This is a genomic window from Amycolatopsis sp. w19 (assembly GCF_051373225.1).
GTDB lineage: Bacteria > Actinomycetota > Actinomycetes > Mycobacteriales > Pseudonocardiaceae > Amycolatopsis > Amycolatopsis japonica.
Genome location: NZ_JBPQFM010000023.1, coordinates 41,490 through 66,450 on the forward strand (window position 1 = coordinate 41,490; position 24,961 = coordinate 66,450).

Here is a 24,961-nt window from a genome sequence, read left to right on the forward strand (position 1 = left end):
GTGGTTCGGGCAGGTGGGCCGCGTCACTGATCGAGTCGTCCGGAGACGGCACGCATGGCGCGGCCGACGGCCCGGAGGTCGTCCGGCGCGATCACGTCCACGAAGTGTTCGCGGACGGTGCGGAGATTGTCCGGCGCCGCGCGGCGCAACGTCTCGTATCCCTGGTCGGTGAGCCGGGCCCGCACGCCGCGGCCGTCGTCGGCGGTCGATTCCCGCTGGACCAGGCCGCGCGTTTCCAGCCCGTTGACGCGGTGCGAAAGGCGGCTGCGCGAGTAGTACGCGGATTTCGCGAGGTCCGCCATGCGCATCGACCGGCCGGTGGCTTCGGAAAGCCGCACCAGGAGTTCGAACTCGGCCAGGGAAAGCCCGTGCTCCTCGCGGAGCCGCCGGTCGAGCAGGTCCACGAAACGCACGGATCCTTCGATGAACGCCCGCCAGTCGCGCTGCTGTTCCGGGTCGAGCCAGTCGGTCACGGCGCACACAGTAACAGTTGACGCCTTCAACCACTTCGGGCTAGCTTTGGTTGAAGCCTTCAACTAGATGGGGAACGCGATGACGAACGAAGCCTGGGTGATGCAGGAGAAGGACGCGGAGATCATCGAGCGGCCCGCGTTGCGGCTACTGGCCGACGGCGAGCACACGGGCGGGCTGCTCGGCGCGAACCGCTTGTCGCTACGACCTGGGGAACCCGGGACGAAACCGCACTATCACCGGAAATCCGCGGAAGCGTTCTACGTACTCGACGGGGCGCTGCGGATGCTGGTGGGTGCCGAAACGATCACGGTCGAGCGCGGGGGTTACGTGGTGGTCCCGCCGGGTGTCCGGCACGCGTTCGCCGCACCGCCGGAGGTCGCCGCGGACGTCCTCATCACGCTGGCGCCCGGCGTCGACCGGTTCGGCTATTTCCGGGTCCTGCCTGAGATCCTGCGCGGAAACGTCGCACCCGAAGAGGTCGAGCGCCTTCACGAGCGGTACGACGTGCACTTCGTCGACGCGCCCGAATGGGACACGGCTCAGCCGACGCCGTAGCGCTCGCGCACCTGGCCGACGTTCGGCACGCCGTTGAAGCCGAGGTCGTTCGCCCCGACGACGATCGTCCCGTCGTTGTTCGTGTACTTCTGCGGGGTCGCCCAACCGTCCTCGAGAGCGGGAGAAGCGGCGAAGGCGCGCAGGACCTCTTTCATCACCGCGATCGCCTTGCCCTTGTCGCCCGCCGCGATCCGCACGTCGCCTCGCTGCCACCCACCGCCGAAGCCGTTGTCGCAGTCCCAGGTCGCGGAGATCACGCCGGGGACCGCCGTCGCCGCCGCGGCGAAGGCCTCTTCGCATTTCTCCGCGCTGGACGCGCACGCCGAGACGGGCAGGGTCAGCGCCATGACCACGGTGACCGCCACAACCCGCGCACATCGCCTCATTCGGGCATTATGCGGGGATGCCCGGGCTGTGGTGTGAACAGCCCACTCCGTCCGGCGAGCATGTTTCGATGGGGAATCATGACGAACGACAGCGAGGTCCGGTCGCGGCCCCTGACGAGCTACGTCAGCCGTACGGACGACGAGGACGAGGTGCGGCGGCTGCTCGGCGTGGGCCGTCTGGTCACCTTGACCGGCGCCGGCGGCGTGGGCAAGACACGGCTGGCCGCCCGGGTGGCCAGTTCGCTCACCCGGGCCTTCCCCGGCGGTGTGGCGGTCGCCGGACTGGGTGAACTGCGGGACGAACGGCTGGTCGCGCGCACGGTCGCCGACGCCTTGGGCCTGCACGACACGGCGGGACGCACCGACCTGGAGGCCGTCGTCTCGTATCTGCGGCCGCGGCGGTCGTTGCTGCTGCTGGACAACTGCGAACACCTCCTCGGCGGCAGCGCGGACCTGGTGACGGCGTTGCTGCGTGACTGCCCGGACCTCGTCGTCCTGGCCACCAGCCGCTGCTCGCTGGGGCTGACCGGCGAGCACGTCCTGGCGATCCCGCCCCTGGCCGTGCCCGACGAAGAGGTCGGGACACCGGAAGAGGCGCTCACGTTCGGCGCGGTGCGGCTTTTCGCGGAGCGTGCCACCAGCGTCCTGCCCGCGTTCGAGGTCACCGAGAGCAACGCCGCGGACGTCGTCCGCCTTTGCCGTCGGCTCGACGGCCTGCCGCTGGCGATCGAACTCGCCGCGGCCAGGATCCGGGTCCTGTCGCCGTCGCAGATCGCGGACCGCGTCGAGAAGAACTCGGGAGTGCTGGCCACCGGTCTGCGGATGCCGGTCGAGCGGCATCGGACGCTGCGCGCCACCATCGAGTGGAGTCATTCCCTGTGCACGGACACCGAGCGGATCGTCTGGGCGCGCTGTTCGGCGTTCGCCGGGCAGTTCGACCTGTCCGCCGCGGAGGACGTCTGCGCCGGAGCCGGGCTGGACTCGCTCGCCGTGCTCGACGCGGTGGACGGTTTGGTGGACAAGTCGGTGCTGGCGCGCATCGACGGCACGGACCGGGTCCACTACCGGATGCTTCGGCTGCTCCGCGAATTCGGCGGGCACCGGCTCGCGGAGTCCGGTGACGAGCTCGCCGTGGCGAGGAAGCATCGTGACCACTACGCCTGGCTGATCGACCAGGCCGCCGCCACGTGGTTCGGGCCGGGGCAGGACGAGGCCTACGAGCGCCTGACCGCGGCGCACGCCGACATCCGCGAGGCGCTGTCGTGGTCGCTCCGCACTCCCGGTGAAGGAGCGGTGGCGTTGGAGATGGCCACCGGCATGATCGAATACTGGGTGGCGCGCGGCGCGGCCTGGGAACTGCGGGACTGGATCGATCGCGCGCTCGAGGCGATGCCGCCGGAGAGCCGGGGGCGGGCCCGCGGCCTGGCGATCGCGGCCCTGTGCGCCGCGCTGCACGCGGATCTGCCGCGAGCCCGGCAGAGGCTGGCCGCCGCCGAGGCGATCGAAGACGACGAGGCCGCTCCCTACATCGCCCACGCTCGGGCCTTCGTGAAGATGCTGGCCACCGAGCCGAATTCGATGACGGACGCGGCGGAGGCCGTGCGGCTCTTCGGCGAACGCGGGGACGTACGGCGCCAGATGCATCCGATGTTCCTGCAGGGTGTCGCGCTGGCTTACCGAGGAGACCTGCCGGGAGCGCGGGAGCTGCTGGGCTCGATGCGGCGTCTGTGCGAGGAGGCGGGGGAGGAGAGGTATCGCTCCATGGCCCTGTTCGGGCTGGGAGTCGCCGAAGTCTGCTTCGGCGGCGATCTCGACGACGGCGAGCGATTCATCCGCTCCGCGCTGGAGATCGACCTCCGCGCCTCCGACGTGCTGTCCGCGGCCTACCGGGTGGACGGTCTGGCGTGGGTGTCGGCGCGGCGCGAGGAGTGGGTCCGGGCGGCGGAACTGTTCGGGACCGCCGCCACGCTCTGGGACCGCTGCAACGCAGAGCCCGACGTGGCCGTCACCACGACCCACCGGATGTTCCACGACGCCACCCGGAACGCCTTGGGAGCAGCGAGGTTCGACTTGGCTTTCGCCGAGGGGCGGCGGCTGAATCCGCACGACGCCCTGGCCGGTCCCGAGGCTTCGTCCGCCGGAGAGCCGGCCGACCTCCCGCCGCTGACGCCGCGCGAGTCGGAGATCGCGCGGCTGGTCGCGGCCGGGCTGAGCAACCGGGACATCGCGGCGAGACTGGTCATCGCCCGGCGCACGGTCGAGACGCATCTGCAGCACATCTCGCACAAGCTCGACTTCGCCAACCGGACCCAGCTGGCCGTCTGGGTCGAGCAGCGGGACCGCGGACCGCTGTGACCCGCCGAGGTCACGGCGGCCCGCGCCCCTTGAGTCAGCCGAGCGGGCAACTTCCCCGATATACGGCGATCTTCGGGTCGTTCGCCGGGAGCGGGCACAGGAACTGGTCGTACCTGGTGTCTTCGTCGACGAAGCGTTTCAGCCACGAAAGGCTGTACTTCGCGATGGTCACGTTCGGCTTCGTCGGCGCCATGTGACCGGCGCCGGCCAGCAGCATGTACGCCTTGTCCAACGACTCGGGAAGGCTCTGGTAGAACGGCCGGGAATGCGAGCCGTCCGGGGCGATGAAATCGTTCTGGGCACTGACGACGAACGTGGGGACCTTCAAGTCGGAGAACGTCGTGTTCGGGTTCCAGCCCGTCAGCGGGATGGCGGCCTTCAGCGTGGGCGCCTTCTGCGCGGCGATCAACGACCCGCCGCCGCCCATCGAATGGCCCATGACGGCGAGCCTGCCCGGGTCGACGCGGTCCTTGGCCTGGCTCTTGTCCGTCACGTAGCGCAGAGCCGCGAGCAGCTGATCGGACCGGACGTCCGGGGTGTCCCAGGTGCTCTTGGTGGAGAACGTGATGACGACGAATCCCTGGGAGGCCAAACGCGGGCCGTACCAGGCGATCGCGCTCTCCGTTTCCAGGAAGCCGGGCGCGATCGCGATCGCGCCGAAGGTGCCCTGGCCGGTTTCGGTCGGGTAATGGATCGTCCCGCCACCGAAACCTTGTCCGGCGGGGACCTTCTCGGTCGCGGTCTGGAACGATCCCCGGTCCGCCTCGATACTGGCGTTCGTCGGAGCGGGGCCGCGGGCATAGGGATTCTCTTCGGCGTCAGCCGGTACCGCCGCCACGAGCAGTGCGGTCACCGCACTGAGCACCGCGGCGCCCCATCGTGATCCACGCTTCATCGCGCATGTCCTCTCGGAAGAACCGTTCCGGAGCCGGAACGGTTTCCCAGATATAGCGGGGACCCGGCCGGGCGCGCGTCGTGGAAACTACTGAGAAACGAAAAACTGTCACGTCGAGAAGGTTTTCGGCCTCGTGAGTGGTAAGGACGGTTAGAAGGCCTCCTTGAGGGACTCTTCTTTGTTCACCCACCAGTCTTCGACGGATGAGTGTCCCCAATGCGGCATTGGGGACACTGAGCGTCTCCGATGCCACATTGGGCGCACCGGATGGAGCCGCGACTCGGGGCAGACTGGTAGTAGGTAGTCCGTGAAGGCCTCCTTGTGGGAACCCCGTATTTGCTGACCCGCTGGTGTGGCCGGGGCCGAGCCCGTTGGCGAGGGAGACGGGGCAGTGAAGCTGATGCCGGCTGTCGTCTTGGGCGAGCGGGGAAGATTCCGGCCGTCCAACGTCCAGGATCTTCCCCGCTCGGTCGTCGCTCCCACGCAGGTCGGACGTAGGTACACAAATGCTGGTTCGCCTTGAGGGACTCTGGGTCCCTCAAGGAGGCCTTCACGGACTGGGCGCATAAGGCGCGGCGTGAGCGAAGGCGGGATTCGCGTGATCAGGGACGTGACTCGCGTGATTGGAGGCGCACTCGGGGTGTTCCGCCTCTAAGCACGCGAGTTCCGGCTTCGATCACGCGAGTGCGGCGACGGGGGCGGTCAGGTGCCGGCCCGGTTCCCGGTGGGGATGGTGATCAGGGTCGTCGTCGGTGAAGTGCCCTTGTTGAGGAACAACATCGCCAGCGCCCGCACCATCTGGTCGAACATGAAGAACCCGGCGGGCATGATCGGGATCAGCCCCTCGCGGAACGCGATGTAGGCCGGCCACGCGGTGCGGATGAGGGCCGCGGACGCGTAATCGCGGCGCAGCCCGAGCCAGTCGCCGATCGCGTCGCTCAGCACGTAGCGCACGAATTCGTTCAGGAATCCCCGGGTGACGCCAAGATCGACCTGCGCGGTCAGCCCCAGCAGATCTTCCGCGAGCTCTTTTCCTTCGTGCGAAGGGGAAAGGATCGGGGTGAGCACCTGCGCCGACTGCGCTTCCGCGGCCGCCCACGTCTTCGGGATGAACTCCTCCCGCACGCCGAGCAGGTGGATGGCGACCTGCCACATGTGGAGGAAGGCGTCCTCGTCGGCGGCCGACATCGGGACCTTCCATTCGCGCAGCTTCCGGTGCACGTAGGTGCCGAGGCTGTGGAAGGTCACCAGGATGTCGCCGTTGCTGATCGGGATCCGCTCGTCCGCGACGGCCTTCCAGTACGGCGACTGCGGCAGCAGATGCCGCACCGCGGCGTGCACCAGCCGCGTCTTGTTGGCGGTGACCACGAACTGGCCGTCGGGCTCGAAGGCGTTCAGGTCGCTCAGGTCGTATCCGAAGGTGAACGTCTTGGCCGCGCGGTCCTGCATGTCGGCCCCGCCCGCGGACCAGTAGACCGATTTGGCCTCACGCGGGATGACCGTGCTCATGATGCCGCTGCCGAGCCCGTACAACATGAACAGATAGGTGTCCTTGCGCCGGTTGAAATCGGCCGCGCGGCGCAGTTTCGCGGGGTCGGCCCAGGACGGCAACCGGTTGACGCGCTGGAGGTGGCCCGCCAGATCGGCGGGCAGTCCGCCGGGGAGCGGATCGTTGTTGTCCACCCAGGACCGCATCGCGGTGTTGACCGCGGGCACCTGGCCCGCTTCGAGAACCCCCGCCATGATGCGGTCGATCTCGTCGTCCCAGACCCACCAGGGGTCGGCCGCGGAACCGGTCTGCGTCGCGCCCCAGGCGGGGGCGACGCTCGCCGCGCCCACCAGGCCCAGTGCGACGCCTAGGGACAGGACATTCCTCCTGCTGAGATCGCTCATTTACTTACCTAACTTCCTTGGTAGGTTCCGATGAGTGATTCACCATCGTTTTTCGTCCAGGTCGCGAAGCGAACCCTTGACCACTTTCCCGCCCGCGTTGCGCGGGAGTTCGGGGACCACCACGAGATCCTTGGGCATTTTGAACGAAGCGAGCCTGCCGTCGAGGAATTCGACCAGTTCGGCCAAGGATGGTTCGGGCTCTGTCGCGGTGATGAAAGCGACGGGCACCTGGCCCCAGCGCTCGTCGGGCCGTCCGATCACGGCGACCTCCCGTACCGACGGATGCGCGGAGATCGCGTTTTCCACTTCGGCGCAATAGATGTTCTCGCCGCCGCTGATGATCATGTCCTTCTTGCGGTCGACCATCCAGATGAAACCGTCTTCGTCCTGCGAAACCAGATCGCCGGAATGGAACCAGCCGCCGGCGAAGGCTTCCGCCGTCTCCTGGGGTTTCTTCCAATAGCCCTTCGTCACCGAGGGCCCGCGGTAGACGATCTCGCCCACTTCGCCCGGCGCGACGTCGTTCATGTCGTCGTCCACGACGCGGTATTGGAGCGTCGGGATCGGTTTGCCGACGGAGCCGAGTTTGCGCGTCGAGTCCTCGCCGCTGAGCACGCACGTGATCGGGGAGGTCTCGGTCTGGCCGAACACGGCGACGTTGAGGGCGCCGGGGAACTTCTCGGCCATGGCGAGCAGCGTCGCCCGCGTCGCGGGAGCCGCGCCCCAGCTGATGATCCGCAGTTTCAACTTCCGTTCGGCGATATCCGGCTGGGCGCAGAGCAGATCCCATTGCTGGGGAACGTTGAACACCACGGTGGCGCCTTCGCGTTCGTAGGCGTCGAGCACCGCGCGCGGATCGAAGGCGCCCAGCGGGTGGATCACGACCACCCCGCCGACCAGGAAATTCGCCACGATCGAACCCAGTCCGGCGATGTGGAAGAACGGTGCGGTCAGGAAGGCGACGTCGGTGTCGTCGAAGATCTTCATCGCCCGGATACAGGTGATCGCCTGCATCTGCAGGTTGCGATGGGACAGCATCACCCCTTTCGGCCTGCCGGTGGTGCCCGAGGTGTACATGATCAGCGCCGTCGATTCCTCGCTGACGTCGGGCAGTTCCAGCGGTGCGTGCGCGGTCAGGAATTCCTCGTACTCCGTGCGTCCTTCGGCGTCGTCCGGTTCGCCGATGACGAGCACGGTCTCGATCGACGCGGCGTTCGGCGCGGCGTCGAGCAGGGGGAGCAACCGCGCGTCGACGACGACGGCGGACGGCGTGCAGTCGGCCAGGATGTAGTCGAGCTCCGCCGGCGCGAGGCGGAAACTGAGCGGGACGGCCATGGCGCCCAGGCTGTTCGCCGCGAACACGGTCTCCACGAACCACGGGTGGTTCAAGGTCAGCGTCGCCACGCGATCGCCTTCGGTGACGCCTCGTGCGGCGAGGGCGGCGGCCAATTGCAACGACCGCCGTGAGAGTTCCGCCCAGGTGGTCGTCTCGCCGAGGTACCGCAGAGCGGGCTTGTCCGGTCGCATCATCGCGTGCGTTGCCGCGTGTGCCATCCAGTGGTGCCGGAAGGACGAGGCGGGAGCCGAAGCGGTCGACATGGCCATCCTCAGGTGTCGGAACGGGACCTCTCGCGTGGCCAGTATGCATGCCAAGCCGCCGGTTGAGAAGCGATAAGTTAATCGAAAATCACATCGCGACGTCGGCCGTGCCCGCCCGATCCCCTTGGTGGTGATCCGGTTCGTGGTTGACTTCCCGGCATGAGCGCCGAGTCGACCGCGGCCGTCCGGCCGCGCAACCGCAAGCAGCAGATCGTCGACGCGGCCGGGCGGATCTTCAGCGAGCACGGCTACCACGCGGCGTCGATGGAGGAGATCGCCGCCGACGTCGGCATCACCGCGGCGGCCCTGTACCGGCACTTCCCGAACAAGTACGCGTTGTTCGCCGCGTGCGCGAACGTCATGGCCGACCGGCTCGTCGCCACGCTCGACGAGGTGGCGCCCGGCGCGCCGCTGGCGGACGTGCTCGCCGCCGTCACGCAGGGGACGGTCGTCCATCGCGCGTCGAGTGGCCTGTACCGCTGGGAATCCCGGTACCTCGAACGTGCGGACCGGCAGTCGCTCGCGCTGAAGTTCGGGCAGGTCGTGGACCGGGTGGCCGAGGCGGTGCGGCGGGAGTACCCGCTCCCCGACGAGGGCTTGCGGGCCGTGGCCGCCCTCGGCGTGATCGGGTCGATCACGATGCACCGCACCTCGATCGCCCAGCGCCGCGTCGAAGAGGTGCTGGTCGAGTCCGCCCTGCGAGTGGTCGCGACCGATCCGGCGGCGGGTGCCGGGGGTGCGCACGCCGTCGAGTTGCCGTCCAATCCGGAGCCGCGCACCCGGCGTTCGGAGATCCTCGCGGCGGCCATCCCGCTGTTCGAACGGGACGGATTCGCCAACGTCACGAACGGCAGGATCGCCGAGGCCGTCGGGCTGGTGCCCTCCGCGCTCTACCGATACTTCCCTGGCAAGGCCGACATTCTCGCCGCCGCTTGCCTGCAGGCCGCGGGAATCCTGGCCCAGGCGGTGGAACAGAACCTTCGCGACGTCGAGGGCCCGAGCGACGCGCTGCTCGCGCTGGCGCGGACCTATGTGGCCTACAGCTTCGAGCACACCGCGCTCACCAGCGTCGCCAACGCCGAACTCGCGGGTCTGCCCGCGGCCCTGCAACGTCCTTTGGTCAGCGCGCAGCGCGAACACATCGCCGTCTGGGAACAACATTTGCGGTCGGCGCGGCCGGAACTCGACCAGCGTCAGGCGAGGGTGCTCGTGCACGCCGGTTTCGGGGTGGTGGTCGAAGCGGGACGGAGGTTGCGCTGGGAGGACGTCCCCGCCAACCGCGACGCCGTCAGCGCCTTGCTCGTCGGAGCCTTGGGGGTTTGACGCCGTTGATACGGTGATACGCGACTTGATGCTGCGTATCATCCACGCGGTTCGACGGGAGAAGAAATGCGACTCACCCCCGAGCAGAACGAATTCGCCGCGTCCGTGGCGGAGCTGTGCCGCCGCGAAGGTGGTGCCCGGGAAGCCCACGACGACGTGCTCTACCGCAAGATGGCCGCGCTGGGCTGGATCGGCGCCGGGCTGCCCGCCGAGTTCGGCGGGGCCGACGGCGGCATGGTCGACATCTGTGTCTTCCTGGAACAGACCGCGCGCGGGATGGCGCCGATCGGCGGCTTCACCACGTCGATCATCGTCGCCGAGGCGTACCGCAGGTTCGGTTCGCCCGAGCAGAAGAAGCTCGTCATCGGTGGCGTTGCGGAAGGCGAGGTCGCGTCGATCGCGATGTCCGAACCCGAAGCGGGATCGGACGTCGGCGCGCTGACCTGCCGGGCCGAACGCCGTGACGGCGGCTGGGTGATCAACGGCCAGAAGACCTGGTGTTCCAACGCGCATATCGCGAACACGATCCTGCTCGTGGCCAGGACGTCGTCCGAGGGCGGCAAACACGACGGCCTGACGATGTTCCACGTCCCCGCCGACAGCGCCGGGCTCACCGTCAAGGGCATCGAGACCTTGGGCGGGAGCGACGTCAACGACCTCTACTTCACCGACTGCGTGCTGCCCGCGGACGCCGTGGTCGGCAAGGTGGGGGAGGGCTGGCGGCAGCTGATGGCGGGGCTGAACCTGGAGCGGCTGATCCTCGCCGCCGGAATGCTGGGAACCGCGCAACGCGCCTTCGACGACACGCTCGCCTATGTCCGCGAGCGTCGCCAGTTCGGCAAGCCGATCGGGACCTTCCAGGCCATCCGGCACCGGCTCGCCGATCTGGCGACGGAGATCGAGTGCTGCCGCCTGCTGGTCTACCGCGTCGCGGAACTCGTCGACGAAGACCCCGAACGGCTGCTGCCCAGGGAAGCGTCGATGGCGAAGCTCAAGGTCACCGAGACGGCGAAAAAGGTGGCGCTGGAAGGTATGCAGATGATGGGCGGCTACGGCCACGCGATGGAATTCGACATGCAGCGGCATGTGCGGAGCACGCTGGTGTCCACTGTGTACGGTGGAACCAGCGAGATCCAGCGCGACATCATCGGCAAGACCTACGGCCTCTGAACGCCTTCCGGTCAGGACGGCCGATTGGCGTCGGGGATCTCGATGCTGATCGGCCGTAGTTCGGACAGGAACAGCAAAGCGGCCTTGCGAAGGAACTCGTCGAACAGCCAATAGACCTGCGGTGCCGTCGGGAAGGGCAGCAGTCCTTCCCGCACGGCGACGAAAGGCCCCCACGCGGTGCGGAGAAGCGGGTCCCAGATCGGCTCACGCGGGATCTTCAGCCAGTCCGCGATCCGGTCGCCGAGCAGGAACCGGGTGAACGCGCCGAGGATGGGTTTGCTGAGGACGCCGGCGTCGACGGCCGAGCCCAGGCCCAGAAGGATGTCGGCCAGCTTGATGCCTTCCGTTGTGGCCGCCAGGATCGGGGTCAGCACCTGCGCGGCCTGCGTGTCCGCCTCGGCCCACGACGCGGGAAGGTATTCGTCCGCGATGCCGAGCATATGCCCGCCGAGTTGCCAGGAATGCAGGAACGCCTCCGACTCGTGCGCCGGGATGGGAACCTTCCAGGCGGTCAGCTTCCGCATCACGGTCGTCGGAAGACTGTGCCAGGTCACCATCATGTCGGCCTGGCTGATCGGGATCCGTTCGTCGGCGACGGTGTCCCACTGGGGCGACTGGGGGAGGAGATGACGCACGGCCGCGTGCACCAGCCGGGTCTTCACGCACGTCACGATCATTTCGCCGTCGGGGGCGTAGGCGTTGCGGGTGCCGATGTCGTAGCCCAGTTTGGCGGTCTTGGAGATGCGGTCCTTCAGGTGCGCGCCGCCCTTCGAGTAGTAGACCGCGCGCGCCTCCTTGGGAATGACGGTGCTCATCATTCCGCTGGCGAAACCGTAGAGGACGCCGAGATACAGGCCGCGCTTCTCGTTGAACTCGTACGCGGTGGCCAGTTTGCGCTGATCGGCCCAGGACGGCAGCCGCCGTGCCCGTTCCATGAAATCGCGCAGATCCGACGGCAGTTCGTCGGGGAGCGGCTGGCCGTTCTTCTTCCACGTGCGCAAAAGCGCGTTCACCTTCGGCACGTCGCCCCGGAGGATCAGCGAGGCGACCAGGGTGTCGGCCTCCGGATCCCAGACCCAGCGCGGATCGGCCCCCGTTCCGGTGCCCGCCACCGAATCCGCGGCGGACCACGTCCATGGCGCCGCCTGTGCGGGAGCCGCGAGGCCCAACGCGCCGAGCGCGCCGAGTGCCCCTCCGGCCTTCAAAACGCCACGCCTGCCGTGTTCGTCCATGTCGCCGTTCCTCCGCGTCGAGTCGGCCGAGCTCTGATACGATGAAACACGTTGCGAATCTGCGTATCACCATGAGAGCACGACGGCCGGGACTTCACAAGGCCCGATGTGACGAGGTGCCTTGTCCGCAAGGCACAATCGGGTGCGGGAGGTGGCCATGGAACCGGCGTTGGAGTCCTTGCTGGAGCTGGCGTACTCGGACGCCGTCGAGCGGGTCGACGAGACGGACGAGACGCGGACGCGGATCCTCGACGCGGCGTACACCCAGTTCTCCAAGACGGGTATCCAACGGTCCACAATGGAGGATGTCGCCCGGCGCGCGGGGGTTTCCCGTATCACCGTCTATCGGCGGTTCCCCGGGAAGGACGTCCTGGTCGAGCAGGTGGTGCGGCGGGAGTTCCGGCGGTACTTCGACCGGTTCCTCGCCGACATCGAGCAGGCGGACACCGTCGCCGAACGCGTGGTGCTGGGCTTCGTGAGCTCGCTGCGGGCGATCCGCGGCAATCCGCTGATCGGCGGGCTGCTCGACGTCGAGCCAGACCTCCTCATGGCGTCCATGATCGGCGACGGCGGCCGCACCCTCGCCACCGTCCGCGCCTTCGTCGCGGGCCAGTTGAAGCAGGAACAGGCGGCGGGCAACGTCTCACGGAAACTGGACGTCGATCTCGCGGCCGAACTGATGGTGCGGGTCTCGACCTCGTTCCTGCTGATCCCCAGCCAGGTCGTCGACGTCGACGACGACGAGCAGCTCGCCGCCGTGGCGAGGCGGTTCCTCGTGCCCCTGCTGGAGTTGCGGGACTGACGTCAGGGCTCGCGGTGGCCGAGGCCGGCGGAGACCTGCCGGGCCGCGCGGCCGACGACGCGGTTCAGGCCGCGCATCCGGGCGGCGGGCATGTACGGCCGGGTCGCCGAAACGCTGATGGCCCCGGCGATCGCGCCGGTGGCGTCCCGGATCGGCGCCGCGACACAGCGGATCCCCGGTTCGTTGTCCTCCAGGTCCATCGCCACCCCGGACTCCGCGTACTCACGCATGCGCGCCAGGAACGCGTCGACGTCCTCCGGGCGCACCTTGCCGGGTTCCACGGGTGTCTCGGCCAGGTAGAGGTCCCGCCATTCCGGCGCGGAGTCCAGCAGCAGCGCCATGCCGACACCGGTGCGGGTCAACGGCATCCGGTGCCCGATCCGGGAACGCATCTCCGCGCCCCGTGAACCGGGCAGCTTGTCCAGGTACAGCACCGAATCCCCGTCGCGGACGGCCAGGTGCACGGTGTCGCGCAACTGCTCCGCCAGCTCCTCCAGTACCGGCCGGGCGACCACCGGCAGCGGACTGCCGTGCAGGGCCTGGAAACCCAATTCGATCAAGGTGGGCCCGAGCGCGTAGCCGTCCCGTCCGCTGCGCAGGTACCCCTCGCTGACCAGCAGCTGGACCAGCCGGTGCGCGGTGCTGCGGCCCAGCCCGGTGTCCTCGACCAGGCCGCGGAGGTCGGTCGCGCCACTGGCGACCGCGCGGATCAGCGCGAGGCCGCGGGCGAGCGTCTGGGTGCCGGGCGGTGCCGTGTCGGACATGCCGAAATCCTACATATAGGGACGGCGATCGCATTATCGGGAACGCGCCCGCACGATGTCGCTCGTGACCGACACCGGACCCGCCTTGATCGCGCTCGACTGGGGAACCTCCGGTCAGCGTGCCTGGCTGCTCGGCGCGGACGGCGGGATCCTGGCCGCCCGCAGCGCCGGGCGTGGACTGCTGACCACGACCGAGGACGTGGACCTCGACGACCCGCGAGCCAGGGCCGCCGCCTACGAGTCCGCCTTCCGGAAGACCTGCGGAGACTGGCTCACCGCGTTCCCCGGGCTACCCGCCCTCGCCGCCGGCATGGTGGGCAGCGCGCAGGGCTGGACCGACTCCGGCTACCGCACCGTTCCGGCGAGGCTCGACTTCCCGACGCTCGTCCCCGTGTCCCATCGCGACGGCGTGCTCAATCTCGTGCCCGGACTGCGGATCCCGTCCGGCGCGCACCCCGGCGACGTGATCCGCGGCGAGGAAACACAACTGGTCGGCGTGCTCGAAGCGCTCGGCTACCCCGGCGGACCGCTCACCGTGGTGCTCCCCGGCACGCACAGCAAATGGGTCCGCGTCGAGGACGGGATCGTCACCGGATTCACCACCGCGATGACCGGCGAGCTCTACGGATTGCTGATCGCGCACGGCATCCTCGCCCGCACGGCCGCCGACCCGGTCGCCGACGACGAGGCCTTCTCGCGGGGTCTCGCCGCGGGACGGCGTTCGCGCGGGCTCGCCATCGAGGCGTTCGGCGCCCGCCCGCTCGTGCTCGACGGCGTCCTGGAACCGGAGTCGCTGCCCGACTACCTCTCCGGCGTCCTGATCGCCGACGAGGTCTCGCATCTGTTGCACGACGCGGACACCCGCGTGGTGCTGTGCGGTGCGGGCGAACTCTGCCGTCGCTACGCCGCCGCCCTCGCCGGAAGGGAAGTGGAGGCCATCGTGCTGTCCGAGGAGGTCGCCGCCCGAGGGCTGTGGCGGATCGCGACGGCCGCCGGACTGCTCGAAGACCGTCTCGAAAGGACACTGAAACCGTGACCGGATTGATCGCGATCCTGCGCGGGGTGACCCCGGCCGAGGTCGTCGGCGTCGGCCGGGCGCTCGTCGACGCCGGATTCCCCGCCATCGAGGTGCCGCTGAACTCGCCGGAACCGTTCGCGAGCGTCCGTCTGCTCGCCGACGCGTTCGGGGACCGGTGCGAGATCGGCGCGGGCACCGTGCTCACCACCGAAGACGTCGGCCGGGCGAAAGCGGCCGGGGCGCGGCTGATCGTGGCGCCCAACACCGATCCCGCGGTGATCTCCGCCGCCGTGGCCGAGGGGATGACGCCGTACCCCGGCGTCGCGACGCCGACCGAGGCGTTCGCCGCGCTCGCCGCGGGCGCCCGGTATCTCAAGCTGTTCCCCGCCGACGCGGTCGGGATCGGGGGCATGAAGGCGTGGCGTGCCGTGCTGCCGCGCGAGGTCGGACTGCTGCCGGTCGGCGGGGTCGACGAAACGAACCTGGCGGCCTGGGCCGCCGCCGGGGCGGCCGGGGCGGGGCTCGGTACCTGCCTCTACCGGCCGGGTGACACCGCCGAGGTGGTCGGCGTCCGTGCCCGCGCACTTTCCGAGATCTGGCACCAGGAATAGGAAAAAGAACCATGAAGATCGTGTCAATGACGACATACCAGGTGCCGCCGCGCTGGTCGTTCCTGAAGATCGAAACGGACGAGGGCGTCACCGGCTGGGGCGAACCGGTCCTGGAGGGCCGGGCCGCTTCGGTGGCGGCGACCGTCGAGGAGCTTTCCGACTACCTGATCGGCAAAGACCCCTCGCAGATCGAGGATCTGTGGACCGTCCTGTATCGCGGCGGGTTCTACCGGGGCGGCGGACTCCACATGAGCGCGCTGGCCGGCATCGACCAGGCCTTGTGGGACATCAAGGGCAAGGCGCTCGGTGTCCCGGTGCACGAACTGCTCGGCGGCCGGGTGCGCGAGGCGATCAAGGTGTACTCGTGGATCGGCGGCGACCGGCCCTCCGAGACCGCCCGCGCCGCCCGCGAGGTGGTGGACCGCGGGTTCAGCGCGGTGAAGATGAACGGGACCGAGGAACTGTCCTATCTGGACACCTGGGACAAGGTCGACCGCTGTGTGGCCAATGTGGACGCGGTACGCCAGGCGGTCGGCCCGAACATCGGTATCGGAGTGGACTTCCACGGCCGCGTGCACAAGCCGATGGCCAAGGTCCTGCTGCGTGAACTGGAGCCGTACCGGCTGATGTTCGTCGAGGAGCCGGTGCTTTCCGAGCACGTCGACGGTTTCGCCGACGTGCTCCGCAACTCGCCGATCCCGATCGCGCTCGGCGAGCGGCTGTTCTCGCGGTGGGATTTCAAGACCGTGCTGGCGTCGGGTGCCGTCGACATCATCCAGCCGGATCCGTCGCATTGCGGCGGCATCACCGAAGCCCGCAAGATCGCGCACATGGCCGAGGCGTACGACGTCGGCCTGGCGCTGCATTGCCCGCTCGGCCCGATCGCGCTGGCGGCCTGCCTGCAGATCGACGCGGGCTGCTACAACGCGACGATCCAGGAGCAGAGCCTCGGGATCCACTACAACACGAGCAACGATCTGTTGGATTATCTGGCGGATCCGTCGGTGTTCGCCTACGACGACGGACAGGTCGTCATCCCCCGCGGGCCGGGGCTGGGCATCGAGATCAACGAGGAGTACGTCGCCGACCGGGCGGCCGAGGGTCATCGCTGGCGGAATCCGGTGTGGCGGCACGCCGACGGCTCGTTCGCGGAATGGTGAGCGCGATGACCACCACCGTCCAGACCACCGTGCGCCCCACCAAATTCCGGGTGCTCATCGCGGTGATGCTGTTCATCACCGTCGTCATCAACTACCTCGACCGGTCGAACCTGTCGATCGCGATGCCCGCGATCGCCGGCGAAATGGATCTGTCCAAAGCGGAACAGGGCATCCTCCTGTCGGCCTTCGGCTGGACCTATGCCGCGTTGCAACTGCCCGGCGGCTGGCTGGTCGACAAGATCCCGCCGCGGCTGCTGTATCCGGCCTGCCTGATCCTGTGGTCGCTCGCGACCTTCTTCATGGGGATCATCGGCGGGTTTGTCGCGCTGATCGCGTTGCGGCTGATGGTCGGTGTCTTCGAGGCGCCCGCCTATCCGATCAACAGCAAGATCGCGACCGTCTGGTTCCCGGAACGCGAACGCGCCACGGCGATCGGCTTCTACACGTCGGGCCAGTTCATCGGCCTCGCCCTGCTGACGCCCGTGCTGTCCTGGCTGCAGACCGTGCTTTCGTGGCATTGGGTGTTCATCGCCACCGGCCTGGTCGGCATCCTCTGGGCCGTGCTCTGGTACGCGACGTACCGCGAACCGCGTGACTCGCGGGCCAACGAGGCCGAGGTGGAGCTGATCCGGTCCGGCGGCGGCCTGGTGGACCTGCCGCGCGAGCGGCCGGAGCGGGCGCGGATCACGCGTGCGGATCTGGCGACCGTGCTGGGCAGCCGGAAACTGTGGGGAATCTACTTCGGACAGTTCTGCCTGACCTCGACGCTCTGGTTCTTCCTCACCTGGTTCCCGACGTATCTCGTCGAGTACCGGGAAATGGACTACATCAAGTCCGGTTTCCTCGCGTCGCTGCCGTTCATCGCGGCACTGGTGGGCGTGCTGGTTTCCGGTGTCCTGTCGGACTTCCTGGTACGGCGCGGCGCTTCGCTCGGAGTGGCGCGGAAGGGCCCGATCATCGCCGGGCTGCTGCTGAGCACCGTGATGGTCACGGCCGGATTCACCGACTCGACCACGATGGTCATCGTGATCCTGTCCATCGCCTTCTTCGGCAACGGGCTCGCGTCGATCACCTGGTCGCTGGTCTCCGCGCTGGCGCCGCGGCGGCTGCTCGGACTGACCGGCGGGATGTTCAACTTCATCGGGAACCTGTCGTCGATCGCCACGCCGATCGTCATCGGCCTGATCGTCACCGACGACAGTTTCGCGCCCGGCTTCGCCTACATGACCGTGATCACGGTCGCCGGGATCCTGTCCTACGTCTTCCTGGTCGGCAAGGTCGAGCGCGTGGCCGAGCGGACCCAGGAAGCCCGTGGCGTTGTGTAACGGCCGCTGAAACTTCGGCGACTCCGCTATCGATCGGTGTACCGTATGGGCATCGTTTCGGGCCGCGACGAGGGAGAGTGCCGACATCGCCGGGTTAGAGGCCGCTTTGCTGAAGGTCGGCGGTGCGTTGGCGAGTCGGGCGGTGCGCGCATGGCTGTCGAGCCGGACGAATGAGGATCGCCGGGAGATGGGCCTGGCAGAGCTCGTCGCGTATAGGTACCCCGTCCTACGGCACCAGCGGGAGTTCCGGCGGAAGATCGAGGAGATCGAAGAGCAGGTAGCCGATCGGCTGCAACCTCTGTGCGAGAACGAGTTCCCCGGTTTGCCGGAAAACGAGCGCGAGGCCGCGACCTTGGCGGTCGCCGACGCGCTCGAGCGAGCCGAACTGACCGACGCGATGATCTTCAGGGTGGATCTGAACCCGATCGGTCTGGCACGCGAGATCAGGGAGCACGCGCCACAGACGGTCCGGAACGGCGATCTGTCGGAGCCGGCGTCCAATCTCTTCGATCTGCTCCTCGACCAGGTCTGCTACTACCTGGCCCATCTGATCCGGGACCTGCCCGAGTTCGACGCGAGGGCGTCCGTCGAGATGCTGTCCAGGCTGAGCGGTATCGCCGGCCAGCTCGGTGAGCTGCTCGAGCGGCTTCCGGTGACCGAACTGACCACGTCGAGCAGCGAAGACCAGGACGACGAGTTCCGGGACGGCTACTTCGAGCTGGTCAGTAATCTGTACGACCGGTTGGAAATCCTCGGTATCACGACGAACTACTACGAGCCGACCATGACCCTTACGGTCGCGTACCTCAGTCTCACCGCGTCCACGGCTTCCAAAAGTCACGAATTCAAGCAGGCGAAGGACAAGGCGGAAGCCCCGGTCGGACTCGGTACCGGAGAGCGGGAGCTGGACGTCGTCCGGGTGGCCGATGCCCTCGGTGGCAAACGCCTCGTGCTCCTGCAAGGGGACGCCGGTGCGGGGAAGAGCACGCTGCTGCAATGGATCGCCATCACGGCCGTGCGGCGCAGGTTCGTCGGCAGGCTCTCGGACTGGAACGGAAGGGTCCCCTTCCTGGTGCGGCTGCGCGACTTCTCCGAGAATCGCTTGCCGAACGGTGACGAGTTCCTCCTGCATGCCAACGCTCCGCAGTGGGGGCCCGTGCCGGAGGGCTGGGTCGACAGGGTCGCCGCGAGCGGGCAGGCGCTGTTCCTGATCGACGGCGTCGATGAACTGCCGGAGCACGAACGAGCGAAGGTGCGGGAATGGTTACGCGGGCTTTGCGTGCGCTTCCCGGAATGCCTGATCGTCGTCACGTCGCGGCCTTCGGAGCGAACCGAGCGATGGCTCGTGGCCGACAAGTTCCACCCGGTGACACTGGAACCGATGAATCCGCAGGACGTCCGCATCTTCATTGAGCGCTGGCACAACGCTCTGCTGGATTCGACGGCTGGCCGGGACATCGCACTTCCGTGTCCGAGGGAAGACGTTCCGGTGCATCAGCGGAGTCTGTTGCTGCACCTGGATTCGAGGCCACATCTTCGCGCGTTGGCGCGCAACCCGCTCTTGTGCGCGATGATCTGCGCGTTGAATCTGGACCGCCGGGCCAATCTGCCACGCGATCGCATGACCCTCTATGAAGCCGCGCTCGACATGCTGCTCGAACGTCGTGACGCGGACAAGAAGGTGCGGGTCGACGGCGACACCCAGTTGAGCGCGGTCGAAAAGCGGGCCATGCTCAGAGCCCTGGCCTGGTGGCTCAACGAGAACGGCCGCGCGGAGATGTCTCGCGAAGAGGCCATTCATCAGCTGAGGCTCAAGATCGGTACGATGCCCGGAGTCACCCAGGCCCCAGAAGAAGTACTTCGACATCTCCTCGAACGCAGTGGCCTGATCCGGCAGCCGGTCATCGGCCGGATCGATTTCGTGCACCGGACCTTCCAGGAGTTCCTCGCGGCCAAGGAGGTCGTCGAACGGGACAGCATCGATCTACTGATCAACAACGCGAGTTCGGACCTGTGGCGTGAGACAGTGCTCATGGCCTGCTCCCACGCGACCGCCGTCCAGCGTGATCGGCTGCTCAACGGAATCGTCAACAGGGCCTACGACTTCTATCGTGAGGAGGACGGCCAGTCCAGGCACCGGCTCATGCTTCTCGCCGCGTCGTGCCTGGAAAGCGCCTTGGAACTGTCGGCCGAGACCATCGAACGAGTGGAGGCGTGCCTGCATGAGCTGTTGCCTCCGACGAGCTCGGACGAAGTGAGCGCGCTGGCCACCGTGGGAAGGCCGCTGTTTCGTGTCCTGCCCTCGGATCTCAGTGACCTGTCCGACGTGCAGGCGGTGTTCTTGGTGCGCACGGTCGCGCTTTCGAACGATATCGACGTGCTGAGGGTGCTCGCCCAGTATGCGCGAGATCGGCGCTGGGAAGTCCAGGAGGAGATCGTCGCCTGCGCTCGTTACTTCGACCTCGGCGACTATTGTGATCGCGTACTCAGGGATGCTCCGCTGTTCGACAACAGGATGGAGATCCGGAGCATGGACTGGGTCGGCCATCTCTACAAGCTGCGCAAGCTGGAAAGTGTCGAGATCAAGATCTACCCGGAGAAGGTCGATGATCTGCGCTCTTTTCGCCGGATCCGGGCGTTGCACGGGCTGCTGGCGCAGGTCGTCGGCGCTTGCGACGTCACACCGCTGTGGGAGCACCGGAACCACTTGCGCTACCTGAACCTCACTTGTGATCAGTCCTTTGTGGAGCTGGAGACTCTGTCCGATTTTCGCTCCCTGCGGGAACTGGCGCTGGCGCCGGCCTCGGGCCTGGGCGACTTGTCGTTCCTCGGCGTCGAGCTCAGTGGGTTGACCAGACTGGAACTTTCCGGCGTCGAGCGCACTGCCGACCTCTCGGCGATCGGAAGTCTTGTCGAACTGCGACGGCTCGGCCTCAAGAACTGCCGTGCGGAACTCGATCTCTCCAGGCTTGGGGAGCTGTCGAAGCTGGAGAGAATCGACCTGCGAGGTGCACCGCCGGAGTTGAATCTGGAGCCCCTGGCCGACCGGCGTCTCCGTGTCCTGCTGGATCGCGATCATCAGTGCGCCGGGCTGGACTCGTTGGGTTCGCAAGTGGAGCTGCAGTTCTTCTAAGCCACCCTCCGCATCCAACGAGACGTCCCAGGGTGGAGGGCGAGTTTCCGGGTCCGGCTCACATTTCGCGCGGCTGTGTCGTCGGTAGGGCAGGAACATCCACTACCGCAAGGAGAACGCGATGAACGCGCGGCTCGACTACTTCGCCAACCCGGTCGGCGGAAAGTTCATGAGGCTCTTGATCTCGGCAGGAAAGGGGCTGGCCGACTCGCCGCTGTCGCTCACGATCCAGGAGCTGGTCCGGATGCGCGCGAGCCAGATCAACGGCTGCGCGGTGTGCCTGGACATCCACGCCAAGGAAGCCGCCGCCGCGGGCGAAACGGACGTGCGGATCAACCTGGTCGCCGTCTGGCGTGAGGCGACGGTTTTCAGCGAGGCCGAACGTGCCGCGCTGGAGGTGACCGAGCAGGCTTGCCGCATGGCTGACGGCGGCGGAGTCAGCGATGAGGCGTGGGCGAACGCCGCCAAGCATTTCGACGAGGACCAGCTCGCCGCGCTGGTGGGAGTGATCTCGCTGATCAACGCCTTCAACCGGGTGAACGCCATCGTCCAGAACCCCGGCGGCGACTACCGGGTGGGGCAGTTCGCATGACCATCACCGAGACGGCACGCAATCGGGCGGCGTTCAGCCGCTTCCACGAGGCGACCAACACCGGCGACTTCGCCGTCATCGAGAAGACGATCGACGAGGTCGTCGCGCCGGACGTGGTGTTCCACGCGCCGGTACCGATGGAGACGACCGGAGCTCAGGCGCTGAAACAAGTGTGGACGGTGCTGCTTCGCGCGTTCCCCGACGTGCGGGTCACGGCCGAGGACGTGCTCGCCGACGGGGACAGGATCGTCTGCCGGAACACCGTCACCGGCACCCACCAAGGCGAGTACCGGGGACTGCCCGCCACCGGGAAGACCGTTTCCTACAACGAGATCTTCATCCTCCGCTTCGCCGGAGGGCGGGTCGCCGAGATCTGGGGTGTCGTGGACGTCCTCACCCAGCTACGGCAACTCGGCGCCCTCGCGGCGTAGCGGTCAGGCTCCGGACCAGGGCCGGAGCTTCTCCGGATTCCGCATCCCCCAGATGTGCTGGATGCGGTCCCCGGCGACGTGGAACGCGAAGACGGCGACGGTCTGTCCTGCCTGCTGGAGCACGAGGCCGGGCAGACCGTTGACGTCCCGCTCCACCAGATCGAGGCCGGACGTCCACCGCGCCAGCGTCATCAGATAGGAGGCGACCTCGTCGCTCCCTTCGAACGGATGCAGTGCCGCCCTGACGACCCCGCCGCCATCGCTGGCCGCCTTCACGTCGGGATCGAGGAGACCGATGAGCGCTTGGATGTCCTGGGCCTCCCAGGCCTTCTTGAATTCCCTGACGAGATCGGCCTGCCGGGCGACCGGGGTGGGCGCGACCTGCGTCGCGCGAATACGTCGTCGCGCGGAGGACGCCAGCTGGCGGCAGGCGGCCGGGCTGCGGCCGACGATCTCCGCGACTTCGGCGAAGGCGTAACGGAACACGTCGTGCAGGACGAACGCGACCCGCTCGGCCGGGGTCAGCGATTCGAGCACGACGAGGAACGCCATGTTGATCGACTCGTCGAGGGTGATCCGGTCGGCCGGGTCGACGGCGGGCGGCCGCCCGGTCGTCCACTCGACATGCCCCGGCAGCGGTTCGGGAAGCCACTCGCCGACATAGCGTTCCCTCCGCGCACGCGCCGACCCGAGGAGGTCCAGGCAGATCCGGCTGGCGACCGTCGTCAGCCAGGCTCCCGGGGACTCGATCGCGTCCCGCTGCGCGGGGGACAAGGCGTACCAACGGGTGTAGGTCTCCTGCACCACGTCCTCGGCCTCGGAAAGGGACCCGATCAGGCGGTACGCGAGCCCGATCAGCTGGCGCCGCTCACTCACGATCGCCTTGAGTCCGGGATCGAGCGTCGGTTCGTTCATGGGTTTCGCCCCTGGTCGCGTGTGGTGTCCCGGGTACGACGAGACACCGCCGCCGGATGTGAGGTCACCTCCGGCGGCGGCGGGCTAGGCCGTCACCGCGCGGGGGAAGTCCTTGCGCTTGATCTTGGCCCGGCGTCCGTCGGGATGGTGGAACACGACTCCCTCGGCCACGTGCCCGGGCGAGAACTGGCTGTCCAGCGTGTCGAGGAAGTCCCGCAGTTCGTGGTAGCTGCGCGGTACTTCGGGCAACGCCGGTGCCTGGAGATCGAACGGGACGCATCGGTGCTCTTCCAGACCGAGGGGATTGCCCTGGATACGAGGGCCGAGCGCCTCGCTCGGATGCTCCCCGTCCGGCCAGCCGGACACGTCGGTGTTCCCGGCCGCCGCGAGGATCCACTTGTCGTCGGCGGATTCGCTGTCGGTGTCCACGTACCAGCCGTCCACGATGCCCTGCTGCTTCTGCGCCTTGCTCGGGTTGCGGCGCCGCTCGACCCGGACCAGCTGTCCCGCGCGCACGGTCAGCCGGACGTTGGTGCCGTCGAGTTTCTCGGTTCCCACCCCGGCACCGTCGAATACCCAGGCGCACTCGGCGCGAGGCCGGTCGACGACGTGGAAGCGCTCGTCGCGCTCGAAAAGCGTGGGGATCTTCTCCATGATTGTCTTGCCTTTCACGACGTGCCCGATGAGTTCCTCAGGAGTGATGGCGCCGGCGGTCAGCCCACCGGCGAGCGCCCGTATCAGCTCCGCCACGGAAACGTCGGCTTCGACGGCCACGTGCTTCAGCGCCTTCTTTTCTTCAGGGGAGATCCACGCGACCAGCCGTGACCACCCTTCAGGAGGCGTCCATCGGGCCAGTGCTGCCGAGTCCTTGCGCGGCCTGCCCCGTCCTCGTGCCTGCTCCACGGCTGAACCGTAGCCAGCCGTGGAGACTTGTGTCAATTGGCATAACAGAAAATAATCGCCAGGTGAGGGCCCGGTCCGAAGGGTCGATCAGCCCCGCCGGAGTCAGTGTGCCCCGGCTTCGCCGAGGATCCGGGCGACGGCCGTCTGGCCCTTCGTCCGGGCGTGGGCGAGAGGAGTGACGCCCTGCTTGTCGGCGAGATTCACATCGGCGCCCGCGGCGACGAGCGCCCGGACCACCTCCTGATGGCGCGGCCCGCCGTCGCCGAGGATGACCGCTTCCAGCAGCGCGGTCCAGCCGAGGTCGTTCACGTGGTCGACGTCGATCCCGCTGCCCGCCACCAGCCGCACGTACTCGGCGTGCCCGCGTTCGGAGGCGGGGATCAGCGAGACCCCGCCGTACCGGTTGGTGATGGTCAGATCCGGCTTGGCTCCGAGCAGCAGCTTCGCCATCGGGACGCTGCCGGTGACCCCGGTGACCAGCCACGGTGTGTCGTGCCGCCCGTCGAGCGCGTTCGGGTCGGCACCCGCCTTGACGAGGATTTCGGCGACCTCGAGCCGGTTCTCGGTGACGGCGACGAGCAACGGGGTCCGGCCGCGATCGTCACGGGTCTCCAGGTCGGCGCCGTCGTCGACGGCCTGCCGGACCCGGTTGGCGTCGGCTTCGAAGAGTTGGCTCACAGGGACTCCTTGACGGGGTGGCTGGGACGAGGCGGGTGGCGTGGTGGTGGTACTCGGTGCCGCCGGGGGTGGTGCGCTCGGTGCCTGCGGGGAGCAGGCACCGAGCACGAGGGCGGCGAGCAGAGCCACGATCGCCCGCTCACCGATCATCAGCGAAGTTCCCCGATGGCGCGCAGGCCCGCCGCGGCGAACTTCTCGTCGAGGTCGCCGCTGGGCGCGCCGCCGACACCGATCCCGGCGATCGGGCCGCCGTTCGCGGCGACCGGCACACCGCCGCCGAGGAAGAGCGTGCCCGGGATGTCGCGGATGGTCGGACCGTCGCCCTGGGCGTTCTTGGCCAGCGCGGAGGTCGGCTGTCCGAAGGAGACCGCGGTGAAGGCCTTCCGCTTGGCGGACTCCTCCGTCTGCGGCCCGGCGCCATCGCCCTTGAGCAGGACGCGGACGTCGCCCGACCGGTCGATCACGGCGACGGTGATCCGCTGGCCCTCCTTCTCGGCGGCGTCCAGCGCGGCCTGCGCGGCGCGGGTGGCGGCGTCGACGCCGAGCACGCTGGTCTGCACCACGGCCTGCGCGGCGGCGGGCGGCTGCGGCTTGCGGTCCTGCTGTGCCTGCGCCGCGCCCACGCCGGTGGCCAGCGCGACGGTCGCGAGGCCGGCCGTCATGCCCAGGACGAGACGAGTGCGGGGGAGCTTGGCGTTCATCGGATTTCCTTTGCGGTGAGGGGGTGTTTCGTTCTCCCTCGACTTT

General features: G+C 68.1%; 23 protein-coding genes. 12 read left to right on the forward strand and 11 right to left on the reverse strand.

The window, feature by feature from the left end; translation table 11 throughout:
- Positions 1-23 precede the first annotated feature (23 nt).
- Positions 24-473, reverse strand: coding sequence for a MarR family winged helix-turn-helix transcriptional regulator (locus tag ACSMFO_RS33305; RefSeq protein WP_350574675.1), 450 nt, complete (start codon positions 471-473; stop codon positions 24-26).
- Positions 474-552: 79 nt separating this feature from the next.
- Here ACSMFO_RS33305 and ACSMFO_RS33310 point away from each other — a divergent pair, with 79 nt between their 5' ends.
- A complete protein-coding gene (locus ACSMFO_RS33310) occupies positions 553-1,029 on the forward strand; it encodes a cupin domain-containing protein (RefSeq protein WP_436461749.1) in 477 nt (158 codons plus the stop codon).
- Here the strand turns inward: ACSMFO_RS33310 and ACSMFO_RS33315 are convergent.
- Positions 1,014-1,394 carry a hypothetical protein gene (locus ACSMFO_RS33315; RefSeq protein WP_436461750.1) on the reverse strand — a complete coding sequence of 127 codons (381 nt, stop codon included), beginning with the start codon at positions 1,392-1,394 and terminating at the stop codon, positions 1,014-1,016. The genes ACSMFO_RS33310 and ACSMFO_RS33315 overlap by 16 nt on opposite strands.
- A gap of 99 nt (positions 1,395-1,493) precedes the next feature.
- Between ACSMFO_RS33315 and ACSMFO_RS33320 the strand changes: the two genes are divergently transcribed.
- Complete coding sequence (locus ACSMFO_RS33320) at positions 1,494-3,770, forward strand: ATP-binding protein (RefSeq protein ID WP_436461751.1); 2,277 nt, start codon at positions 1,494-1,496, stop codon at positions 3,768-3,770.
- 34 nt (positions 3,771-3,804) lie between these two features.
- Here ACSMFO_RS33320 and ACSMFO_RS33325 read toward each other — a convergent pair whose 3' ends face one another.
- The 3 genes from ACSMFO_RS33325 to ACSMFO_RS33335 all read right to left on the reverse strand — a co-directional run bounded on the left by ACSMFO_RS33325 (position 3,805) and on the right by ACSMFO_RS33335 (position 8,157).
- Positions 3,805-4,665: a poly(ethylene terephthalate) hydrolase family protein gene (locus tag ACSMFO_RS33325; protein WP_038510894.1), complete on the reverse strand. Its 861-nt coding sequence runs from the start codon at positions 4,663-4,665 to the stop codon at positions 3,805-3,807.
- Positions 4,666-5,367: 702 nt separating this feature from the next.
- The gene (locus ACSMFO_RS33330) at positions 5,368-6,558 is read right to left on the reverse strand and encodes an oxygenase MpaB family protein (protein WP_436461752.1); all 1,191 of its coding nucleotides are present in this window, start codon (positions 6,556-6,558) and stop codon (positions 5,368-5,370) included.
- A gap of 39 nt (positions 6,559-6,597) precedes the next feature.
- Positions 6,598-8,157, reverse strand: coding sequence for a long-chain-fatty-acid--CoA ligase (locus ACSMFO_RS33335; RefSeq protein WP_436461753.1), 1,560 nt, complete (start codon positions 8,155-8,157; stop codon positions 6,598-6,600).
- Positions 8,158-8,316: 159 nt separating this feature from the next.
- Between ACSMFO_RS33335 and ACSMFO_RS33340 the strand changes: the two genes are divergently transcribed.
- Together ACSMFO_RS33340 and ACSMFO_RS33345 are read left to right on the forward strand one after the other, a co-directional pair.
- Positions 8,317-9,480 carry a TetR/AcrR family transcriptional regulator gene (locus tag ACSMFO_RS33340; RefSeq protein ID WP_038510900.1) on the forward strand — a complete coding sequence of 388 codons (1,164 nt, stop codon included), beginning with the start codon at positions 8,317-8,319 and terminating at the stop codon, positions 9,478-9,480.
- A gap of 66 nt (positions 9,481-9,546) precedes the next feature.
- The gene (locus ACSMFO_RS33345) at positions 9,547-10,650 is read left to right on the forward strand and encodes an acyl-CoA dehydrogenase family protein (RefSeq protein WP_038510902.1); all 1,104 of its coding nucleotides are present in this window, start codon (positions 9,547-9,549) and stop codon (positions 10,648-10,650) included.
- An 11-nt stretch (positions 10,651-10,661) separates the two neighbouring features.
- Here the strand turns inward: ACSMFO_RS33345 and ACSMFO_RS33350 are convergent, their stop codons facing one another.
- Positions 10,662-11,882, reverse strand: a complete 1,221-nt coding sequence (locus ACSMFO_RS33350) for an oxygenase MpaB family protein (RefSeq protein WP_436461754.1) — start codon at positions 11,880-11,882, stop codon at positions 10,662-10,664.
- Positions 11,883-12,039: 157 nt separating this feature from the next.
- On the opposite strand from ACSMFO_RS33350, the gene ACSMFO_RS33355 reads away from it, so the two are divergent.
- Positions 12,040-12,684 (forward strand): TetR/AcrR family transcriptional regulator, encoded by a 645-nt coding sequence (locus ACSMFO_RS33355; RefSeq protein ID WP_038510906.1) that lies wholly within the window; start codon positions 12,040-12,042, stop codon positions 12,682-12,684.
- A gap of 2 nt (positions 12,685-12,686) precedes the next feature.
- Here the strand turns inward: ACSMFO_RS33355 and ACSMFO_RS33360 are convergent, their stop codons facing one another.
- A complete protein-coding gene (locus ACSMFO_RS33360; protein WP_378414587.1) occupies positions 12,687-13,448 on the reverse strand; it encodes an IclR family transcriptional regulator in 762 nt (253 codons plus the stop codon).
- A 55-nt stretch (positions 13,449-13,503) separates the two neighbouring features.
- Here ACSMFO_RS33360 and ACSMFO_RS33365 point away from each other — a divergent pair, with 55 nt between their 5' ends.
- From ACSMFO_RS33365 to ACSMFO_RS33395, 7 genes are all read left to right on the forward strand, one after another.
- Positions 13,504-14,484, forward strand: a complete 981-nt coding sequence (locus ACSMFO_RS33365; RefSeq protein ID WP_436461755.1) for a 2-dehydro-3-deoxygalactonokinase — start codon at positions 13,504-13,506, stop codon at positions 14,482-14,484.
- Positions 14,481-15,077 (forward strand): 2-dehydro-3-deoxy-6-phosphogalactonate aldolase, encoded by a 597-nt coding sequence (locus ACSMFO_RS33370; RefSeq protein ID WP_436461756.1) that lies wholly within the window; start codon positions 14,481-14,483, stop codon positions 15,075-15,077. The genes ACSMFO_RS33365 and ACSMFO_RS33370 overlap by 4 nt, the downstream gene beginning before the upstream one ends.
- A gap of 11 nt (positions 15,078-15,088) precedes the next feature.
- Entirely contained in the window at positions 15,089-16,237 is a 1,149-nt protein-coding gene (gene dgoD / locus ACSMFO_RS33375) for a galactonate dehydratase (protein WP_436461757.1), read from the forward strand.
- Positions 16,238-16,242: 5 nt separating this feature from the next.
- A complete protein-coding gene (locus ACSMFO_RS33380; RefSeq protein WP_436461758.1) occupies positions 16,243-17,562 on the forward strand; it encodes an MFS transporter in 1,320 nt (439 codons plus the stop codon).
- 106 nt (positions 17,563-17,668) lie between these two features.
- On the forward strand, positions 17,669-20,695 hold the full coding sequence (locus ACSMFO_RS33385; protein WP_436461759.1) for an NACHT domain-containing protein: 3,027 nt from the start codon (positions 17,669-17,671) through the stop codon (positions 20,693-20,695).
- 121 nt (positions 20,696-20,816) lie between these two features.
- A complete protein-coding gene (locus ACSMFO_RS33390; RefSeq protein WP_436461760.1) occupies positions 20,817-21,287 on the forward strand; it encodes a carboxymuconolactone decarboxylase family protein in 471 nt (156 codons plus the stop codon).
- Positions 21,284-21,718, forward strand: coding sequence for an ester cyclase (locus ACSMFO_RS33395; RefSeq protein WP_360130025.1), 435 nt, complete (start codon positions 21,284-21,286; stop codon positions 21,716-21,718). Before ACSMFO_RS33390 ends, ACSMFO_RS33395 begins: the two co-directional genes overlap by 4 nt.
- A gap of 3 nt (positions 21,719-21,721) precedes the next feature.
- On the opposite strand, the gene sigJ is transcribed toward ACSMFO_RS33395, so the two are convergent.
- From sigJ to ACSMFO_RS33415, 4 genes are all read right to left on the reverse strand, one after another.
- Entirely contained in the window at positions 21,722-22,633 is a 912-nt protein-coding gene (gene sigJ, locus ACSMFO_RS33400) for an RNA polymerase sigma factor SigJ (protein ID WP_436461761.1), read from the reverse strand.
- A gap of 84 nt (positions 22,634-22,717) precedes the next feature.
- A complete protein-coding gene (locus ACSMFO_RS33405) occupies positions 22,718-23,536 on the reverse strand; it encodes a hypothetical protein (protein ID WP_436461762.1) in 819 nt (272 codons plus the stop codon).
- A 102-nt stretch (positions 23,537-23,638) separates the two neighbouring features.
- Entirely contained in the window at positions 23,639-24,214 is a 576-nt protein-coding gene (locus tag ACSMFO_RS33410) for an ankyrin repeat domain-containing protein (RefSeq protein WP_360092884.1), read from the reverse strand.
- Between the two features lie 149 nt (positions 24,215-24,363).
- On the reverse strand, positions 24,364-24,915 hold the full coding sequence (locus ACSMFO_RS33415; RefSeq protein WP_360130037.1) for a GlcG/HbpS family heme-binding protein: 552 nt from the start codon (positions 24,913-24,915) through the stop codon (positions 24,364-24,366).
- Positions 24,916-24,961: the final 46 nt, after the last annotated feature.

Excerpts from the sequence above, each read along its gene's own strand:
- ACSMFO_RS33325 (WP_038510894.1), bottom strand. The coding sequence starts at position 4,665 with ATGAAGCGTGGATCACGATGGGGCGCCGCGGTGCTCAGTGCGGTGACC.
- ACSMFO_RS33335 (WP_436461753.1), bottom strand. The coding sequence starts at position 8,157 with ATGTCGACCGCTTCGGCTCCCGCCTCGTCCTTCCGGCACCACTGGATG.
- ACSMFO_RS33365 (WP_436461755.1), top strand. The coding sequence starts at position 13,504 with ATGTCGCTCGTGACCGACACCGGACCCGCCTTGATCGCGCTCGACTGG.
- ACSMFO_RS33390 (WP_436461760.1), top strand. The coding sequence starts at position 20,817 with ATGAACGCGCGGCTCGACTACTTCGCCAACCCGGTCGGCGGAAAGTTC.
- ACSMFO_RS33350 (WP_436461754.1), bottom strand. The coding sequence starts at position 11,882 with ATGGACGAACACGGCAGGCGTGGCGTTTTGAAGGCCGGAGGGGCACTC.
- dgoD (WP_436461757.1), top strand. The coding sequence starts at position 15,089 with ATGAAGATCGTGTCAATGACGACATACCAGGTGCCGCCGCGCTGGTCG.
- ACSMFO_RS33355 (WP_038510906.1), top strand. The coding sequence starts at position 12,040 with ATGGAACCGGCGTTGGAGTCCTTGCTGGAGCTGGCGTACTCGGACGCC.
- ACSMFO_RS33320 (WP_436461751.1), top strand. The coding sequence starts at position 1,494 with ATGACGAACGACAGCGAGGTCCGGTCGCGGCCCCTGACGAGCTACGTC.
- ACSMFO_RS33345 (WP_038510902.1), top strand. The coding sequence starts at position 9,547 with ATGCGACTCACCCCCGAGCAGAACGAATTCGCCGCGTCCGTGGCGGAG.
- ACSMFO_RS33310 (WP_436461749.1), top strand. The coding sequence starts at position 553 with ATGACGAACGAAGCCTGGGTGATGCAGGAGAAGGACGCGGAGATCATC.
- ACSMFO_RS33395 (WP_360130025.1), top strand. The coding sequence starts at position 21,284 with ATGACCATCACCGAGACGGCACGCAATCGGGCGGCGTTCAGCCGCTTC.
- ACSMFO_RS33380 (WP_436461758.1), top strand. The coding sequence starts at position 16,243 with ATGACCACCACCGTCCAGACCACCGTGCGCCCCACCAAATTCCGGGTG.
- ACSMFO_RS33360 (WP_378414587.1), bottom strand. The coding sequence starts at position 13,448 with ATGTCCGACACGGCACCGCCCGGCACCCAGACGCTCGCCCGCGGCCTC.
- ACSMFO_RS33340 (WP_038510900.1), top strand. The coding sequence starts at position 8,317 with ATGAGCGCCGAGTCGACCGCGGCCGTCCGGCCGCGCAACCGCAAGCAG.
- ACSMFO_RS33330 (WP_436461752.1), bottom strand. The coding sequence starts at position 6,558 with ATGAGCGATCTCAGCAGGAGGAATGTCCTGTCCCTAGGCGTCGCACTG.
- ACSMFO_RS33415 (WP_360130037.1), bottom strand. The coding sequence starts at position 24,915 with ATGAACGCCAAGCTCCCCCGCACTCGTCTCGTCCTGGGCATGACGGCC.
- sigJ (WP_436461761.1), bottom strand. The coding sequence starts at position 22,633 with ATGAACGAACCGACGCTCGATCCCGGACTCAAGGCGATCGTGAGTGAG.